The organism is Streptomyces atratus, assembly GCF_040655115.1.
Classification (GTDB): Bacteria; Actinomycetota; Actinomycetes; order Streptomycetales; family Streptomycetaceae; genus Streptomyces; species Streptomyces atratus_D.
The window spans coordinates 111,603-127,841 of the sequence record NZ_JBFAJH010000018.1; the positions used below are offsets into that span (position 1 = coordinate 111,603).

Here is a 16,239-nt window from a genome sequence, read left to right on the forward strand (position 1 = left end):
AGGTCAGGTCGGGCGCGAGGGCCTGTGAGGATGGAACGCGCGACCGCCACCAGACGGCTGGCGCAGCACGAAGGAGCAGTTCGGGTGCCGCAGCAGGGACCGCAGAGCCTGGTCGAGCGGATGAAACACCACCGGGCCGCGATCTACCTCGTGGCGATGGCCGCCGGCGGACTGCTCGGCTGGGCGGCACCGAGTCTCGGGCCGGGGCTGGAGCACGCCATCAACCCCGTGCTCGGCGCCCTGCTGTTCGTCACGTTCCTCCAGGTCCCTGCCGCTGAACTGGTGCGTTCGCTGCGCGACGGCCGGTTCCTGTCCGCCGCGGTGGTGGTGAACTTCGTGGTGGTGCCGCTGGTGGTCGCCGCGATGTTCGCGTTCCTGCCCGCCGACCAGGCGGCCGTGGCCCGCCTGTTCCGCCTCGACGCGCCCGCGGGCCGAGCCGTCGTCTTCACCGGGGCGACCCGCAACTCCCTCGTCGTTCTGCCGCTGGCGTTGGCCTGCCCGGCGACCTGGCCGTCGCCGCGGTCGTCGTGGTCACTCAGACCCTGGTCGAGGTCCTCGGCATGGTCGCCTACGTTCGCCTCGTTCCGCGCCTGGTGCCTACCGATGACCGCGTCGGTGACGTTTCCCGTCGCTTCCTGACGACTGCAGGCCCCACACGGACTGGCCGGGTAGCCGTCAAATGTCTGGCCACCCACGAAGTAGGAGCTCGGATACCAGCACGCGTGTGGCCGGTGCTGGCCGACTACGAGTCAACGTCACAGCGGCGGCCGGTGAGGGAGATGGGCGGCACCGCGAGGGACGCGGCGAAGGCCGGCGCCCCGCACGCTCTGGCGGTAGCGGACACGATCGACGCGTTCCGCCAGTCGCCGCCGCTGCCGACGAAGGCCGTCGCCCGCCGCACTACTTGCCCCGCCCCACAGCGATGAGGCCGAAGCCCGGGTCCTGGCTGCCCGGCCTTGCACCGTGCGCCCGGCTGCCTCGGCTTGGGCTCCTCCGGTGAGCACCCTGATTTCGGCCTGTCCGTGATGGTCACGCGGCAGCCGGGCCTTCCTCGCTCACGCTCATTACTGGTTGGCGATGACCGGGTGGAGATAGAAGCTCTCGTTCGGGGCGGGGAACCTCCCGAACCGGTCGGGCCACTGGATGACCCACGCGCCGTCGCCCCGGTCGTTGTTGCTGATGTTCGCGTACAGCCCGGTGGCGTTGTTGCGGAGCATCGTGAGGTTGGGGAGCCGCGGGTCGGGTGTTCGAGGGTGAAGTTCTGGGTGTCGCGCTGGTTGCCGCCGGAGCCGGGTACCCCGTCGATGTCGTGGCAGTCCCAGATGTTGAGGTAGTCGCCCCAGCCGGACTGCTGTCCACGGTTGACGTCGAGGCACTTGCCGCTGTCACTGCTCATGATCCGGTACATCATGCGCCCGGTGGATGTGGATGTTCCGATGGTCTGGAGGCTCCAGCGCTGGTTGACCGCTCCGTTGGCGTGGTACTGGACCACGTGCGTGCCGTTGGTGTCGTTGCCCTGGAAGACGTCCAGCAGGCGGTCGCTGTTGTCGGCGTGGATGGTCAGCTCGGGCGGGAGGGCGCCGGCCCGCAGCGCGGAGAAGTAGACCGGCCAGTGGTCGCTGCCGCGGTTGTCCCCGACGGTGGCCCGCCAGTCCTCGGTGTCCACGTTGCTGATCATGTAGTCGAGTTCGTTGCCGCTCTGCTGGGTGGCCTGGCCGCTGTTGTAGATGCGGGCGTCCGCGGGGAGGCCGAGCAGACGTGCCCGGTCCGGGGTGAGGTTGAAGTCGCCGAGGACGGCCCGGTGGTTGAGCCCGCGGCCGTTGGCTTCGTCGGCGACGTCCTGGACGAGCGGGCGTACGTCGAACCCGTTGCCGGACGCGGCGTGGACGGACGCGAACGCGACGTCGTCGGTGGGACGGGTTGCCATCAGCGCCGGGCGGCACATGCCCTCGATCTCCACCACCTCGCCCCGGACCCACGCCGTGGCGATCGCCAGGTTCCGCGACGTCGTGTACAGGATGTAGAGCTGCCGGGTCACACGCGTCAGCCGGGTCGTACGGTTCGGGCTGGAGGGCGATCGCGCCGGACAGCAGGCGGTGGGCGGTGTCGACGTCGCCGTAGCTGTTGAGCAGGTACAGCGCGGTGGCCACCGCGCCGGCCAGGGACGCGCCGTCCGGTGCGGCCCGGCGGGTGTCGTCCAGCAGGCGGGGTACGTCGCGCACCCCACCGGTGAGGATCGTCCCGAGGTACGCCGCCTGGGGCAGCCGCCGGGCCCGCTCGGCGGCCGCCGGACTCAGCTCGGCGGCGCGCACGAGCGCTGCCACCGCGTTGGGCCCGTCGCCGCGCCGGGCGCTGACGCCGGCGGCGTCTTCGAGCAGGGCGGCGATCTGCTCGTCGGGTTCGACCGCGGCCTGCGCCAGGTGACAGGCCCGCTGTTCGGGCACGCCGGTCCAGGCCTCTGCGAGCGCACGGTGGGCGCTGCGGCGCTGGTCGCTGGTGGACAGGTCCACCACCGCGGAGCGCATGAGCGAGTGCCGGAACGCCAGCCGCCCGGTGGCGTCGTCGACGCGCACGAGCCGGAGCCGCTCCGCGGGGGCCAAGTGCTTCAGGCCGCACCGTCCTTCCACCGCCCGGCGCACGATCAGCAGGTTGCCGCTGCCCTCCAGCGCCGCCACGAGCAGGAGGTGCCGGGTGGACGCAGGCAGACTCGTGATCCGGGAGGCGAACGTCGCCTGCAGGCGCTGGGTCAGCGGAATGCGCTTGGGCAAGGCGCGGGACGCGGTGCGCTGTGAGTCGGTGAGGGCGACGGGAAGTTCCAGGAGCGCCAGCGGATTGCCCTCGGCGTCGGCCATCAGCCGGCGGCGCACGCGCGGGGCAGCGCCGGGAAACGCCGGCTGAGCAGTTCCTCGGACGCGGCCTCGCTGAGTGGCCCCAGCTCGTGCAGCGGAAGCCCGCTGTGTCGAAGAAGCTCTCGTCGCCGAGCCGGACCGAGCACACCGTGCCCGCACCGGAGTTCGGGAGCCGGCGCACCACCCGGCCCAGGATGGCGGCACTGGCCCGGTCCAGCCACTGCGCGTCGTCCAGGACCAGCAGCACCGGCTGTTTGCGGGACAGGTCCGCCACCAGAATGACGACGGCCTCGGCGACCGCGTCCTGCCCGGGAGCCCTGCCCCGCTTGAAGTCCAGGGCCGCGGCGAGGGCGGACAGATCCGCCACTGCCGCCCGGCTTTCGGGCACCGACGTCAGCAACTGCCGCAGTGCGCCGTAGCTGGTCTGCGCCCGGTACTGCACGCCCGTCGCGTGCAGCACCCGCATCCCCGCGGACTCGGCCTCCTGGGCGACGGCGGCCGGCAGCGCCGTCTTGCCGACGCCCGGCTCGCCGAGCACCACCAGCGACCCGCCCATGCGCGGAACGCCGGCCAGGAAGGCACCGAACAGCTCCATCTCGGCCTCGCGGCCGACCAGTGCGTGCCCCGCGACGCGGGCATGCTTCGCGGCAGGCGCGGTGCGATCGGTGCTGCGGTTGTTCATTCCCACGCCCCTTGGCGATCGTCGTCAGCGGCAGACATGTGCTCGTGGGGGGAGAACAGGTTCGATCACAACGCAGGGCACATTCGCTGTGCGGTCTCCGCTGTAAGCATCCCCCGTACGCCGACTCCAGCATGGAACGCGAAGGCCGACCTCGGAAGCCCCACTGCTGGACGTCGAGGGCTGCGGTTGGGAGGCGCGGTCCACCCCGCATGCGCTGTGCCGGGCGTGCGCGACGCACCAGTACGAGCGGGGCACGGACCTGATCGCGGTCCAGCAGCTCCTCGGCCATCGCCACATCGCTTCGACCATGTCGTACGTGAGGCCATCGCAGACCTTCATCGAGGACGCCTGGCGGCGCGCGACGGCCTCGGCAGTCCGTGCGCTGACCGGCTGAGGCAGGACAGGAGCCGGGCGGATGAACAGGTCTGAGCCACCCGCACAGGACGAGGCCGCGTTCCAAGGAGGAGTGGAGTGGCGGCTGAGGATGAGGTGGTGTGCATCGTGAAGTCGCAGGTCACGGGTCTGGTGTGAGGGGGGAGAGAGGCTCACGCTGGTCGTCGGCCGGTGTCCACGCCGAAGATCGTCTGTCATGTCGGCCGGAGCCGTTCTCGGGTTCTGCTGCGCTCGTCGTGGTGCCGCTCCTACGATCCGTCACCGGGCCGGTACGCCGGGCGAGTGCGGGGAAGATGCGGGGATGCAGGAGCTGGAGCGGATCACGGCTCGCCGGAGTGAACTGGACGCGCTCGCCGAGGAGCCGGCCAAGCGGCTCCGCGAGGTTCAGGCCGAGCGGGAGGAGCCGGCGGTCGCTGAGCGGGTCCTGAACCGGCTGGCCGAGCAGGACCGGGCCGTGGCACAGGCCGCCGCGGCCGTCGCACCTGTTCCCGCCCGGGTCGCGGGGCGGGCGGTGCTGCTGATCCCGCACCGCAGCGAGTCTCCCGACGAGACAGCCCTGCCCGGTGACTACCGCAAGATCCTGGCGATCGTGCGGGCCGCCGGCGGCCCGCTACAGGTCAAGGGTGTCGGCGAGGAGCTGGGCCTGGAGGTGACGGTACGCGGCAAGTTGGAGCCGCTGCGCGCGAAGCTGACCAAGCTCGCCGATCGCGGCTGGCTGCACAAACGGCCCGACGGGCGGTTCACCGCACGCCGTTAGTCGCGCGAGAGTCGGTTCGGATATGGCGTAACCAGCGGGCCCCCGAAGTCAGTTGAGTTTGGTCTGAAGAAAAACAACCACGCCGTCGAGGGTCCTGACGGCCTTGTCTACACTGCCCGTCTGCCGCTGTCGAGTGCCACCCTGAACTGGCTCGCCGCCCTGATACGCGCACGCTTGAAGAAGATCGGCTCGCGGTGGCGGGCACTGCCCGCGGGGAAGATCGCCGGGATCGCGGTGGCGGGCACTGCCCGCGGGGAAGATCGCCGGGATCGTGCTGGCGGTGCTGCGCTGTGACCAGCGGCGTGACCCGGCCGGCGGAAACGGGGTGCACCGCACCACCGTGACACGGTGGGTCAGGGAAGTCGTCGGCCTGCTGGCCGCCCGCGCCCCGCGCCTGGACCGCGCCGTGAAGAAGATCGCCCGAAAGGGCGGCGGGGTGGTCCTGCTCGACGGCTCCTTGATACCCACCCGGCGACGCACCGGGGCGGAGAACCGGAAGAACTACTCGGGCAAGCACCCATGCCATGGCCTGCTCGTGATCGCACTCACCGACGACAGAGGCCGCCTGATATGGGTCTCGGCGGTCCGGCCCGGACGGACCTCGGAGATCACCGCCTGCCGCCACGACAAACTCACCGCCAAACTTCGGGCGGCCGGCCTCAGCGCGATCGCCGACCTGGGATTCGTCGGGCTCGACGACAGCGGTCCGGATGCCGACCCGGCGGTGATCACCGGCTACGAGGCCGCCCGGAACCGACCCCTGACCGCCGGTCAGAAGCAAGCCAAACGGGCCCTTGCCGCAGTACGGGCGCCGGTCGAGCACGGCTTCGCACACCTGAAGAACTGGCGGGTCCTCGGCAAGGTAGGCACTGACCCGAAGTGGGCGGCCGCGCTGGTGAGGGCCCTGCTGGTCCTGACGAACCGCGAAGTCGCCCGCTGACCGACGATCTTGGCGGAAGTCACACGCCCGCGACCAGCCTGAGCATCCCGAAGCCCGCGCACACGTCAGCAGCCGCAGACGGCAGAACGGACGGTCTCGGTTGCGGAGGCCGCCGAGACCAACGGGATCCTGACCCGCCTGCGCGGCAGTAGCCGGTCGTGAGGACAAGAAGGGGTTCATCCTCGGTGCGCTGGCAGCAAGAGATCCGGCACTGGCGAGCTGGCTCTGCAACCGGGGTGCTATGAGGCAGCGCGGACTTTCCACTTCGACACAGGCGCCCCTGCTGTCCCGGAAACATCGCATTTCAGCACGCCACAGCGTCAGCAAGGTTAAACGCCAAGCTGAGGCCCTGTTCGAGAACACCGTCGCCGCGTCAGCCCTCTACAACGAAGCCGTGGCTGCTGAGGTCTGCGAGGCGCTGGGACTGGCGACCGAGTCGCGCACCGTCACCGCGGGCCGGCGACGGGTGATGGAGATCGCGGGGGTGCCACACGAGCTGATCGGCTGGACCGCCCGGCGCGGTGAGCAGATCGCCGCCTGCCTCACCGACCTGGAGACCGAGTACGTCACCGCCGTCTGCTCCAGCAGCGTGTCGATCACCGACTATCAGTATGTCGGTGCCGACCGTTAGCCTGTGGGTATGTCAGAGCGTGTCATCCCGGGCCGTAGGGGCGGCCTGATCACTCTGGGCGTCGCGGACGCTCTGTGGGCCGACTTGACGACCGACAGTGCTGTGCCGGCGGCTTCTGCGGCGTTCACCTGCTCTCCTGCCAATGCCCGGGCGGGGTACGTCCTGCTCGGCGGCGCTGTGGTGGCGACGGTGAAGGCAAGCGGCGGCCAGTGGAGTGTTCCGGAGATTGAGGTGCGCCGGGCGGCAGCGGAACTGAACGCGGTTGAGATGGACCGCCAGGACCTGGTCCGCATCGGTCCGTTCCGTAGCGCGCAGAAACAGAAGCAGAACGAGAAAACGCCGCTGCGATGGCGCCAGCGCATCACCCGGGAACTGCAGGAGCTGGGCGACCCCGAGCGGGCAGCACAACCTGAAGGCGGCCGGTCGCATCATCTGGCGGGAATCGACTGGCGGCGGATACTCGTGGAACAAACCCGCGGCCACACGGCGCGGACATGGTGGCTGCCGCGCGCCGTGGTCAGACTGCTGGACGCGGCCGAGCACACCGAAACGCAGTGGCTGCAAGCCGCACGGACTCGCCAGAACAGCGCAGCCGCCACCGAGCCGCCCTCGCACCACCGGCAGACCCTAGCCGCCGACGGTCGGCAGACGACGAGCCCCCACTGCCCAACCACCCCACCGCGCCCGTACAACGGAGAACTGCAAGGCCACCTGTACTCGGCACTCAGCAGGAAACCCGGCATTTCCCGCAAGGTGGCTGAGTGGACTTGCGCCATCTGCCGCACCGCACCCGCCGCCGTACTCGACCACTGCCACGAACACGGCTACGTCCGCGCCCCCGTCTGCCACTCCTGCAACACACAAGAACGACCCGACCACCTGTACAGCAACGACATCCGCGTGGCCAACCACTACACACGCCTCTTCCACACCCACACGGCCGACTGGCTCCACCACTGGCACCGCTGCCCCGGCTGCCGCACCCGCACCACCCTCCCACTGCCACACCTCGCCGCATGGACCGCCCACATAGCCTGCCGATCACTGCGCCCGACCCACCGCGACCCCCGCGGCTCCCGCGCACGCAAACCCTGCGGTGTGCTGCGCGTGTCCTGGACGGGCAGCCAGAACACGCCCCGTTCCTGCCTGCTCACTGTCGCCGTCGACTTCTGCCCCTCCGGCGAGCACCGTGTCCTGGCGCGAGTCCCCTACCGCGAAGCCGCCGAGCGGTTTGGCACTTGGCTGGCCGAGACCGCCCCTGCCGTTGCCGCCGCGGCCGGACCCGACCGCCTGGATGGCCTCCCCACCCGGTTCCGGCCAGTCATCGCGGACACCAGCAGTGAGGGCCTGGCGCTGTTCTGAGCAAACAGCGGGCGCCTTCTAAAGCGTCTGGCCGCAGGTTCGAGTCCTGCCGGGAGCATTGCCTGCGATCTCTCGGGTTCGTGGCAGTGGTGTGAGAGACAGTGGGCCTTGGTGTTCCCGGCCATGGCCACGCGCTCCAGAGCCTGGATCCAGATGGTCCGCAAAGCCCCGCCGGCCGTCCTGGCAGACGCCCTTGCCATGGACCCTCAGACGGCGATGGGTTATGTCGAGCGAGCCGGAACGGACTACCTGGGCTACGCAGCCCTGCGAAGTCCTCGGGGACCCGAAGACGCTTGAGGCGAGCGCCTGAAGATCAGGTCGTGGCCCAGGCCTCAGCACGCCAGCCTGGCAGTTCCTTGTCCAGCCACTCCTCGACGGTCCTCCGCCAAGGATCCGAGGGATCGCTGTCGGCGACATCGGTCCAGGCGTCCTCCGCCATATCGGGGTCGATGAACAGGCTGTCGAGGTAGGCGTCGAAGTCGTCAGCGACCTTCGTGAAGACATGGCTGCCCAAATACCCCGGCCAGGCGATGGCATGGACGAACGCATGGAGCTGGCCACGAGTGGCCGGGTTCAGGTCCAGGAAGAGGGTGTCGCCTCCGCCGTTGCGGGCGATGGGCAGCAGGCCGGTCAGGGGCACGTTCTCAGCGAGCCACCCGTCGCGACTGCGCCGATACTCGCCCAAGAGAGTTCCCCAGCCGTACTCACCGGCGTCGTCACGGCCCAACTGGTAGAGGCCGTCGAAGCCCTGGACCGGTTCTGGTTCACAGGCCGGGAGGTGGACCGAGTAGTCCAGCTTCTCCCCGCCAGCGGCTTCCAGGAACGAGCGGTACGCGGGTGGCAGGGGCAGCCCGATCTCCCGTTCGAGCGCGACGCACTCGCCTGGGTCGAACGGCCTGAACGGACCGCCCACCAGACGACCCCGATACCAACGCGAGAGCTCCTCGGACACGGACGGATTGTCGCACCCCGCTACGACAGCCCCCGAGGGCTACTCACCCCTCACCAACAGTCGTCCTTACCAACACATGGGCTGGCGCGGATTCGACGGCCTCCCGGCCCCTGGCGGTTCACCCCGGTCCCGGAGGGGGAGGGTGCAGGCGCCCGCCGGACGGACCGGCGGCAGGGGAGTGGGGCGAGGATGCCGGACAAGAGCGTGTGGGGCGACTACGCGGAGAGCAGGGCGGACTCGGCGGCCGGCCGGGAGGGCGAGGAGAAGCAGACCGACGCGATCGGGGAGGGCCTGGTGGCCGTCGCGTACGCGCTGCTGGACGTCGCCGCGGCGATCCGGGAGAGCACCGAAGCCCAGCCAGTAGTAGGGGAGCGGCCCGGCGGCGGCAGCATCGGCCGGACGCAGGGCGCGCCGCCGGGCCGCTCCAGTCTCTCCCACGTCGTCCTCGGCTCGCCGGGGGTGTCCGCTTCGGGTGTGACGGTCCGGCCCATGAACTAACAAGGACCACCTGCCCCACCGCTCGATCCGCTCGCACCTCAGCGCCCCGGCCCTGGCTGGAGCTGTACGCCCGGCTGCTGGCCGGGCTGCTCCTGGACCTCCTCGTCGACTGCGGCGGGGACGGCTTCTACACCGGGTCCCCTTGGGACATGGGCCTCGGCCTGCTCGCACCCGCGGCCGTGCGCACCGGGCTGGTGCGGTGGCTCGCCGTGCTCACCCGCCGGGACCGGTGAGGCCCCTCGACGGGTCCTCCTTGCGCTGCGAGCCCCAGGCTGGTGAGAGGCCAGAGTGTGTGGCGCGCACTGCCCATCGAAGGAGCGACCTCGGCGTCACGCCGGGGACCGTCGGTAGCCGCGGCCGGTTCGGGAGCGGTCCTCAGAAGCCGGCCGCGTTGCCGGATCCCGGACCGCCCGATCTCCCGTTGTTGGCGATCACGTGGCATGAGCCGAACCTGACCGACGAGGTTTCGGCGGAGGCTTGGGCCGCCGGGTGCGCGATGTCTCCAGCTGAACGGGGACCCCGACATCCGAAAGGAGCGCATCCAGGGTCTCCTTAAGCTGCCGCCCGTCCGTATGCCTCGGGTGACCGCAAGCCAGCTTGGCCAAATCATCTCCCCTGACCAATACGACCATCAGCGTTCGGGTGGCTGGCAGAGGGTCGCCCTCGTACGGCCCGACGATGCTCTCGACCAGATCTATGCGCGCCAGGTCGGCGATCGGCATCCAGGGCTCCGGCCGACCCGCCCGGATCAAGCGAAACCGGGGCGGGTCCTGAGCCAGGGCTAACCGAACTCGACGGACACGACGCAGTGCGCCGGCCACAACAAAGGGGGCGGCGACGAGAGAGCCGGCCACCGCGACCAGGCCGGCCACGAACAGCGCCTCGGGAAAGTCGACGCCGAAGGCGGCCATGAACACCGTGATCACGATTCCCACGCAAGCGAAAAGGATCAGCATCGGCACCAGAGAAGCGAGCGCGATCAGCACCGCATGGCCGCGCGAACCGCCGGTCTCGCGGAAGACGAGGTCGGTCGTGTCACCGTCAGGTCCGGGCCGCACCAACTCACCGGGAGTCATGCGATCCTGCCTAGACCCGGCCGCCGACAAGCAGAAGGCGACGGACGGGCCACGATGAGCGGACCTGACCGCCGGTTCTTGCTCACATTGCTCGGCGGTCTTCTACGATCCTGTGCATGCTGGATCCCGAGCTGCTGGAACAGATCACCGCGCGGCGCGCGGAACTGGACGAACTCGAAGAACAGCTGGCCAAACAGTTGGCGGAGGTACGGGCCGAGCGGGACGAACTCGCCGTCGCCGAACGAGTACTTGAGCGGGTGAGCGAACAGCTCGCCGTCGAACGCGCCTCGGCCACGCCGACGCCCGGGCAGGTGGGCGGGCAGGCTGTGATGCTGATCCCGCACCGCGCACCGGGCGTGGAGGAGGACACGCTCCCGCCGGACTACCAGCGCATCCTCGCCGCCGTGCAGCAGGTCGCCGGACCGGTCATGGCCCGCGAGGTCGGCGAGGTGGTGGGGGTGGACGTCAGCGTGCGGGCCAAGCTGGAACCGCTCCGCAGCAAGCTGGTCAGACTCATCGATCGCGGCTGGATGCGGAAACTGCCCGACGGCCGGTTCACCACCCGCCTATGACCAGGAACACCGCCACTCGGCGCGGCTCGGCACGGGCGTAACCGGATTGCCCCCGGCGGCCGTTGGAATTGTGTGACGAATACCAAAGAGCGAGCCGAAGACACCTTCCCGTTCGTCCACCAGTGCCGTCTGCCGCTGTCCAGGCGCACCGTCAACCACCTCGCCGATCTTCTCAGGCGCCATCTGAAGGCGATTCGGTCCCGATGGCGGATCCTGCCGCCGGGGAAGATTGCGGTGATCGTTCTGGCTGTGCTGCGGCACGACCAGCGCCTGGCTGATATGGCCGGCGGCAACGACGTGTCCGAGTCGACCGTCCGCCGCTGGCGGGACGAGCTGATCGGACCGCTCGCCGCCCAGGCGCCGCGCCTGGACCGTGCGCTGAGGAAGGTCGCCAAGCGGGGCAGGAAGGTGGTCCTGATCGACGGCACCCTCATCCGCACCCAGCGCCGCACCGGGAGGGCCGACCGGCGGAACTATTCCGGCAAGCACCGCAGCCATGGCCTGCATGTCCTCGCCCTGACCGACGAGAAGGGGCACCTGATCTGGATATCCGCCGCCCGGCCCGGCCGCACCCACGACATCACCGCCGCCCGCCACGGCCACGTCCTGGCCCACTAGGCGCCGCCGGCCTCCTTTCGACTACCTGTTCGCCAGGGCTTTTACCGCCGGCGACGGGTGCTTGTGCATCACGTCGAGGTAGTGCCGATCGCGGTGCGGAACGTGGTGGTCCCGGCCGGGCAGGCTGAAGACAGCGCAGACCTCGGAGGGCTGGGTGAGGATGCTCGACTGCTCGCCGAAGGTGAGGACGGGGTTGACCTCGTGGTGGCAGTCTGCGGTGTCGAGGGCGGTGGTCAGTTCCTCGCGGAGCACGGTGGCCTCGAACGACTCGGAATCAGGCAGGACGAGCGGTGGGAGACTCGCCGTTGATCCGGGCCAGAGGTTGATCCAGATGCCGCTGACGGCCCTCTGGGTGACGACCAGTCGCAGGCCGCCCCACGCATAGGGGTAGCCGTCGATGTCGGGGCCCTTCATGAGGATGGCGGGGTGCGGGCGCCCTTGACCGAGGAGGTCCTCGGCCTCGGTCAGGGGCATTCCGCAGTGAAGCGGGCCGATCCGGCCGGTTCGGGCGAAGTCGACGAGCACGTTCATCAAGGTCACGGCAGTGACTGTGACACTCTCCCGGGCCTGCGCGCACTTTGATATCAGCGCGATGCGGAACCCGTCCCGCCCTGTCCGACGTCGACGAGCGGCAGAAGGCGGGCCGCCACCGGCGCGTTCAGTTCGTGTGGTGTCGGGCCGGCCGGAGTGGGTGTGTCGGCGAGGCGGTCGAGTAGCCGGTCCAGGGCCGTCTGGCCGACCTCGACGGCTGCCTGCTCGTCGTCGGTCAGCGGGATGAGCTCGGCCATCTTCTGCAAGTTGCTTTTGATTTCCAGGAGTTGGGATCTCGTGGATTGCTTCGGGGTGTAGAAGTCGCAGCGTGCGCAGGCCATGCGGTGCTGGCACTGCTCGAAGAAGGTGTAGCTGCAGTAGCCGTGTTCGAGGTCGTAGTGCTGCCAGGGCTCACCGCCCGCGGCGGCGCCGGAGGCGACCGCTTCGCGGTCGACCAGGACCTCGATGGTGCCCTGCTCGTGCCGGCCGAGCGCCGGCCACTTCTCCATCAGCACCGTCGTGCCGCTCAACACATCTCCCCAGTCCGTGGTTGCACCGGAGAGACATGATCACCCCGGCAGATTCCACGTAACTTTTAAGACGATCAAGAGAGCCATGTACGGGCGAGCCGCCTTTGATCTCCTACGGACCCGGATCCTCACCCAGCCATGAGTCGCTGACGTCAGATCGGCCGTCGGCGCCGCGTCTTGGCCGTCGCGCGGCGACGCAAAAGCAACTGGTAGAACGCAGACCTTGCCTCGTCAATGTCCACGAGCTCAAAGATATCTGCAGCCATCCCGGCCTCGTCGGCGCCGCCGGTAAGACCGGCCTGGCCGACGACCCACAGACCTTCACGGCACCTGGCACGGCACTCATCGCCCAGGTGCGTACGCCCAAGAGCGGCTTCCGTGGAGTAGGACTCACCACTCACCATGCGCGACAAGGTGATCAAGAAATGGCCGCGCGCCATGGGCGAGAGTTCCCCGGCCAACGCCGCGAGGATCACACTGACCGCCGGCACTGATGCCTCGAAGAGGTTCGTACCGAGCTCAAGGTGATCGTCGAGGGTGTATCCGATCATGTCGCGGGCGGTCTCGGCCTCAATGATCGCGTCGAACATCATCGGCACGTGCTCGGCGGACTCACCGCATCCGCACCGCAGACCATCCCAGTGGTGCCGGTCCAACTCCGCACGTACCAAATCGCTGACCCTCATCACAGCCCTCCTACTGACCAGCCGCTCTGCAGACTGGCACAAGTGAACAGATCTGCCGAACTTCCCTGTCACGGAATCGCGGCAGAGCCACGTTCAAAGAGCGCCATCAGCGTCAGTGCTTCGCATCTGGCTGGGTGAATCCGTAGGTCCGGATCGGGTCGAGGTGTAGTTCGTAGGACCCGGAGCAATCTGCGGCGAGCGTGGCAATTCGGGCTCCGCAGGGACAGGCTCGGTTCGGTCCTTCGGTTCCGTTCGGGCCGCAGCATCCGGTGCTGTTCTCCCAGCGCGGCAGGGGCTGCAGGGCGGGCGCATCGTTGGGGTGAAGGACGATCGTGTTGCGGGTTCCGGCCGAGATGACGAAGCCGTCGTCCTGGGTGGCCATGAGGGTCCCGCGGGGCTGGGACGGTACTGGGTTGTCCTGGTCTTCATGCGGGACGAACGGCGCTCCCCACGGCTCGGGTTCGATCGCGTAGCAGCCCCGGGGAACGGTCGGCGCGGCCTGTCGTGCTCCCTTGGGCCGCGGATCGTCGATGCCTGGGACGGTCGGAACGGGTGGGCAGCGCCGTCAAGTCCGATGTGAGTGCGACGCCGCACTTGGAGCAGCAGAAGACCGTCATGGGTCCCGTTGTAGCCGTGCATCGTTGCGTTCTGCATCCCATATTGCTCGACCCGGATCGGAAGCGGGTGAGTCAGTGGCGAGGTAGGGGGACCACAGCGTGCGCGCGGTTCTCCAGCGCCGCGTTGAGCTCGTGGCGGAGCCGCTGAAGCTCGTCGTCCTTGGCAGCCAGGACGGAGAGCAGGAGCTGGTGGCGCTCTTTGAGCTGGGTGAGCTCGGTGTGAGTGCGGGCAAGTTTGCCGGTGAGCCGCTGGTTCAGATCACGCAGCCGGGCGACGCGGGCCTCGCGTGGGTCGGACTGCCGGCCTGCCGCCCAGGCGGCTGCCCGCCGTTTCTCGAACGCGTCCTTGAGGTGGCGCCAGGTCCGGTAGAGGGACGCGCGGGAGATGCCCGCGTCACCGGCCAGCGTCTTGACGTCGCAGGCGCCGCCGGGCGGGATCTGCCCGGCCAGAATCCGGTCGATGGCCGCGCGGATGCGTCACTCGATCTGGTTGCGCTGCTGGTGGCTGAGTGCCATGTCAGCCGGCCTTTCCGGCTGCCCGGTCGATCTCTTCGAGGACCCGCATGGACCGCTCGTGCTCGGCCCGCAGCCGGTCCTTCTCCGCGGGTGAGATGCGAGGGTTGGCCAGCAGGACGGCGCCGTTGTCGGCTGCGGTCTGCCAGACCGAACGGTGAACGAGGTGGTGGGTGGCCTGCCGGCAGTGGAGCTGTCACACAGCTCGGTCAGCGGAACTGGTGCCGGCGAGCTTGAGACCCAGCGCCTTCGCCGGGTCCTCGAACCAGCAGTAGTTCGCCGCGGACAGGTGCAGGACCGACGCCTTCTTCAGCAGCAGCTCGATCTGCCGGTCGGTGACCACCTTCGCCGGGCCGGGCTCGTGGTCGGCCAGCTCCTGCTCGACAGCGCGGAAGGAGGCCAGCAGCGCGTCGGCTCCCGGGCCGGCGGGCATCTGGCCCTGTTCGAACTGCCGGTATGCCTCGACGGTCCGCTTGAGCTTCTCCTTCGCCTCCTCCTTCTTCCACTCATGGTGGAAGACGGCCTGGGCGCCGCCCGGTCGGCCTAATGGTGGAGTCGGGTATTGGAACTGTCCGAATACCTCAGCCATTACGGACCCATGCCGTGAACTCGTAGGCAAGACCGGTCGGGTTGGCTGCTTCGGTCCGTCGGGCGATCCCTTCGTAATACTCGAGCTCGTGGACGATCACCGGAACGGATCGGCCGACGTACCTCTCGATGACACCGGTCGTGTGGAGGTTCGGACGAGCTGACAGCACGCCTGGTTGAAGTGGGCCTCGATCTGGGCGGCGAGCGGCCCGACGGTTGCGGCCCAGTCTGAGGGGTTGGTGGGCTCGGTGTACCAAAGTCCGAGTTCGTTGATCCACGTCCGGCGAACTGCGGCTCCGGCGGGGTCGCTGGTGAGGTCGCCGATCACCGTCAGTTGGTTCTGGATCCAGAAGGCGTAGTTCCAGCGGGCTTCTGCCTGGTCGGAGGCGCTCTGGGTGCTGTGTCGGGCCTGGGCCTCGGTGTTGTAGCCGATCCAGGGTCGGCAGGCGGGGGCCGTCGTCCTCGTTGTCGATGAGGAAGGAGAGAGCGTAGATATCGTCGGCGTCGGTGGCCGGGATGGTTGCGAGGGCGGTCTCGGTAAGTTTCTGGAGGTGATCGTGGAACGTCATGCTCGGCGGGATTCTTTCTGTCGGATTGAGCCCCACTGGTCGCAGTACTCGATGTGAATCTCGCGCGCGTTGCCGAGAATGCCGTCGTTGGAGGGGGAGCTCTGTGCAGAAGTGCGGGTAGCTCGGGTGGACGGGGATGTAGCCGGGACCGTTTCGAGCGACGTCGAGGAAGTGCCGGGCGGTCTCCCGGAACACCTTCGCGCTGCCGGTCATAAACAAGGTCTCGGCGTGGAGGTGCTGGTGAAACAGGTCCCGGTTCTCCCGGTGGTGCCTCGCCTCGTAGTCCCGGGTCTACGCCTTCTTCCGCCGCTGGCGTGAGCACGGGCTGATCGCCGAGTTCCACGACCGGCTGCACGCACGGGTTCGGGAGCGCGAGGGTTGCGAGGCGGAACCGTTCATCGGCCTCACCGCCGCCAACGGCGGAGTGTGCTGCCTGTTCGACACCGGCGACGGCGGCCCCGAGCAAGTGTGCTGGCTCAACGGTGAGACAACCCAGGAGATGATCTCCGACCCCCGCTTTCCAGATCGGCGCGCCCTTGTGGCGACTTGGCCCGACCCCGACCAGTGAGCACCGGCGCCCCTTGACACGGCACAACCCCGGACGGACCATCCGGAAGCAGTCTTCAGGTGGAGCCTCTGCTCCCTCGGCCGCCGTCAACGGCGGGCCATCGGGACACGATTGCAGACAGAAAGGTTCCGCCCGCGACCACACCATCAGGCGACAGCGACAGCGACAGCGACAGCGACAGCGACAGCGCTCAAAGGCTCACGAACCGCCCTCTCAGCTCTGGCTGGCCGAGAGCCCGTTCTCCTCGTACGGCACAGGTCGGCCCGTGAACGCGTCCAGGAGGAGACGATCGCCGACTGGCCGGTCC

At 69.0% G+C, this 16,239-nt stretch carries 18 protein-coding genes and 2 pseudogenes; 10 read left to right on the forward strand and 10 right to left on the reverse strand.

The window, feature by feature from the left end:
* Positions 1 to 120: 120 nt before the first annotated feature.
* A pseudogene (locus AB0I23_RS21060) lies at positions 121 to 608 on the forward strand (arsenic resistance protein); the annotation flags it as partial.
* Positions 609 to 742: 134 nt separating this feature from the next.
* Here AB0I23_RS21060 and AB0I23_RS21065 read toward each other — a convergent pair.
* Entirely contained in the window at positions 743 to 2,038 is a 1,296-nt protein-coding gene (locus AB0I23_RS21065; protein ID WP_359111211.1) for an RICIN domain-containing protein, read from the reverse strand.
* A 58-nt stretch (positions 2,039 to 2,096) separates the two neighbouring features.
* Between AB0I23_RS21065 and AB0I23_RS21070 the strand changes: the two genes are divergently transcribed.
* Complete coding sequence (locus AB0I23_RS21070; protein ID WP_359111260.1) at positions 2,097 to 2,792, forward strand: hypothetical protein; 696 nt, start codon at positions 2,097 to 2,099, stop codon at positions 2,790 to 2,792.
* 232 nt (positions 2,793 to 3,024) lie between these two features.
* On the opposite strand, the pseudogene AB0I23_RS21075 reads toward AB0I23_RS21070, so the two are convergent.
* Positions 3,025 to 3,531 (reverse strand): annotated as a pseudogene (locus AB0I23_RS21075) (ATP-binding protein); the annotation flags it as partial.
* 166 nt (positions 3,532 to 3,697) lie between these two features.
* Between AB0I23_RS21075 and AB0I23_RS21080 the strand changes: the two are divergent.
* From AB0I23_RS21080 to AB0I23_RS21100, 5 genes are all read left to right on the forward strand, one after another.
* Positions 3,698 to 3,925: a tyrosine-type recombinase/integrase gene (locus AB0I23_RS21080; protein WP_359111255.1), complete on the forward strand. Its 228-nt coding sequence runs from the start codon at positions 3,698 to 3,700 to the stop codon at positions 3,923 to 3,925.
* Between the two features lie 300 nt (positions 3,926 to 4,225).
* Complete coding sequence (locus AB0I23_RS21085) at positions 4,226 to 4,681, forward strand: hypothetical protein (protein WP_359111214.1); 456 nt, start codon at positions 4,226 to 4,228, stop codon at positions 4,679 to 4,681.
* 280 nt (positions 4,682 to 4,961) lie between these two features.
* Positions 4,962 to 5,621, forward strand: a complete 660-nt coding sequence (locus tag AB0I23_RS21090; RefSeq protein ID WP_359111216.1) for a transposase family protein — start codon at positions 4,962 to 4,964, stop codon at positions 5,619 to 5,621.
* Positions 5,622 to 6,015: 394 nt separating this feature from the next.
* Entirely contained in the window at positions 6,016 to 6,252 is a 237-nt protein-coding gene (locus AB0I23_RS21095; protein WP_359111218.1) for a hypothetical protein, read from the forward strand.
* 9 nt (positions 6,253 to 6,261) lie between these two features.
* Positions 6,262 to 7,614 carry an endonuclease domain-containing protein gene (locus AB0I23_RS21100; protein WP_359111220.1) on the forward strand — a complete coding sequence of 451 codons (1,353 nt, stop codon included), beginning with the start codon at positions 6,262 to 6,264 and terminating at the stop codon, positions 7,612 to 7,614.
* A gap of 313 nt (positions 7,615 to 7,927) precedes the next feature.
* On the opposite strand, the gene AB0I23_RS21105 is transcribed toward AB0I23_RS21100, so the two are convergent.
* Complete coding sequence (locus AB0I23_RS21105; protein WP_359111222.1) at positions 7,928 to 8,566, reverse strand: SMI1/KNR4 family protein; 639 nt, start codon at positions 8,564 to 8,566, stop codon at positions 7,928 to 7,930.
* A 189-nt stretch (positions 8,567 to 8,755) separates the two neighbouring features.
* Here AB0I23_RS21105 and AB0I23_RS21110 point away from each other — a divergent pair, with 189 nt between their 5' ends.
* Entirely contained in the window at positions 8,756 to 9,064 is a 309-nt protein-coding gene (locus tag AB0I23_RS21110; protein ID WP_359111223.1) for a hypothetical protein, read from the forward strand.
* Positions 9,065 to 9,495: 431 nt separating this feature from the next.
* Here the strand turns inward: AB0I23_RS21110 and AB0I23_RS21115 are convergent, their stop codons facing one another.
* Entirely contained in the window at positions 9,496 to 10,140 is a 645-nt protein-coding gene (locus tag AB0I23_RS21115; RefSeq protein WP_359111224.1) for a hypothetical protein, read from the reverse strand.
* 116 nt (positions 10,141 to 10,256) lie between these two features.
* On the opposite strand from AB0I23_RS21115, the gene AB0I23_RS21120 reads away from it, so the two are divergent.
* Together AB0I23_RS21120 and AB0I23_RS21125 are read left to right on the forward strand one after the other, a co-directional pair.
* Positions 10,257 to 10,712 carry a hypothetical protein gene (locus AB0I23_RS21120; protein WP_359111226.1) on the forward strand — a complete coding sequence of 152 codons (456 nt, stop codon included), beginning with the start codon at positions 10,257 to 10,259 and terminating at the stop codon, positions 10,710 to 10,712.
* 72 nt (positions 10,713 to 10,784) lie between these two features.
* Positions 10,785 to 11,330 (forward strand): transposase family protein, encoded by a 546-nt coding sequence (locus tag AB0I23_RS21125; protein WP_359111227.1) that lies wholly within the window; start codon positions 10,785 to 10,787, stop codon positions 11,328 to 11,330.
* Between the two features lie 21 nt (positions 11,331 to 11,351).
* Here the strand turns inward: AB0I23_RS21125 and AB0I23_RS21130 are convergent, their stop codons facing one another.
* The 6 genes from AB0I23_RS21130 to AB0I23_RS21155 form a co-directional block, all read right to left on the reverse strand.
* The gene (locus AB0I23_RS21130; RefSeq protein WP_359111229.1) at positions 11,352 to 11,870 is read right to left on the reverse strand and encodes a hypothetical protein; all 519 of its coding nucleotides are present in this window, start codon (positions 11,868 to 11,870) and stop codon (positions 11,352 to 11,354) included.
* 44 nt (positions 11,871 to 11,914) lie between these two features.
* Positions 11,915 to 12,391, reverse strand: coding sequence for a hypothetical protein (locus AB0I23_RS21135; protein WP_359111230.1), 477 nt, complete (start codon positions 12,389 to 12,391; stop codon positions 11,915 to 11,917).
* Between the two features lie 152 nt (positions 12,392 to 12,543).
* Positions 12,544 to 13,077: a hypothetical protein gene (locus tag AB0I23_RS21140; RefSeq protein ID WP_359111232.1), complete on the reverse strand. Its 534-nt coding sequence runs from the start codon at positions 13,075 to 13,077 to the stop codon at positions 12,544 to 12,546.
* A gap of 112 nt (positions 13,078 to 13,189) precedes the next feature.
* Positions 13,190 to 13,459, reverse strand: coding sequence for a hypothetical protein (locus AB0I23_RS21145; RefSeq protein ID WP_359111234.1), 270 nt, complete (start codon positions 13,457 to 13,459; stop codon positions 13,190 to 13,192).
* A 944-nt stretch (positions 13,460 to 14,403) separates the two neighbouring features.
* On the reverse strand, positions 14,404 to 14,796 hold the full coding sequence (locus AB0I23_RS21150) for a hypothetical protein (RefSeq protein WP_359111236.1): 393 nt from the start codon (positions 14,794 to 14,796) through the stop codon (positions 14,404 to 14,406).
* A complete protein-coding gene (locus tag AB0I23_RS21155) occupies positions 14,789 to 14,965 on the reverse strand; it encodes a hypothetical protein (RefSeq protein ID WP_359111238.1) in 177 nt (58 codons plus the stop codon). The genes AB0I23_RS21150 and AB0I23_RS21155 overlap by 8 nt, the downstream gene beginning before the upstream one ends.
* Between the last annotated feature and the right edge of the window lie 1,274 nt (positions 14,966 to 16,239).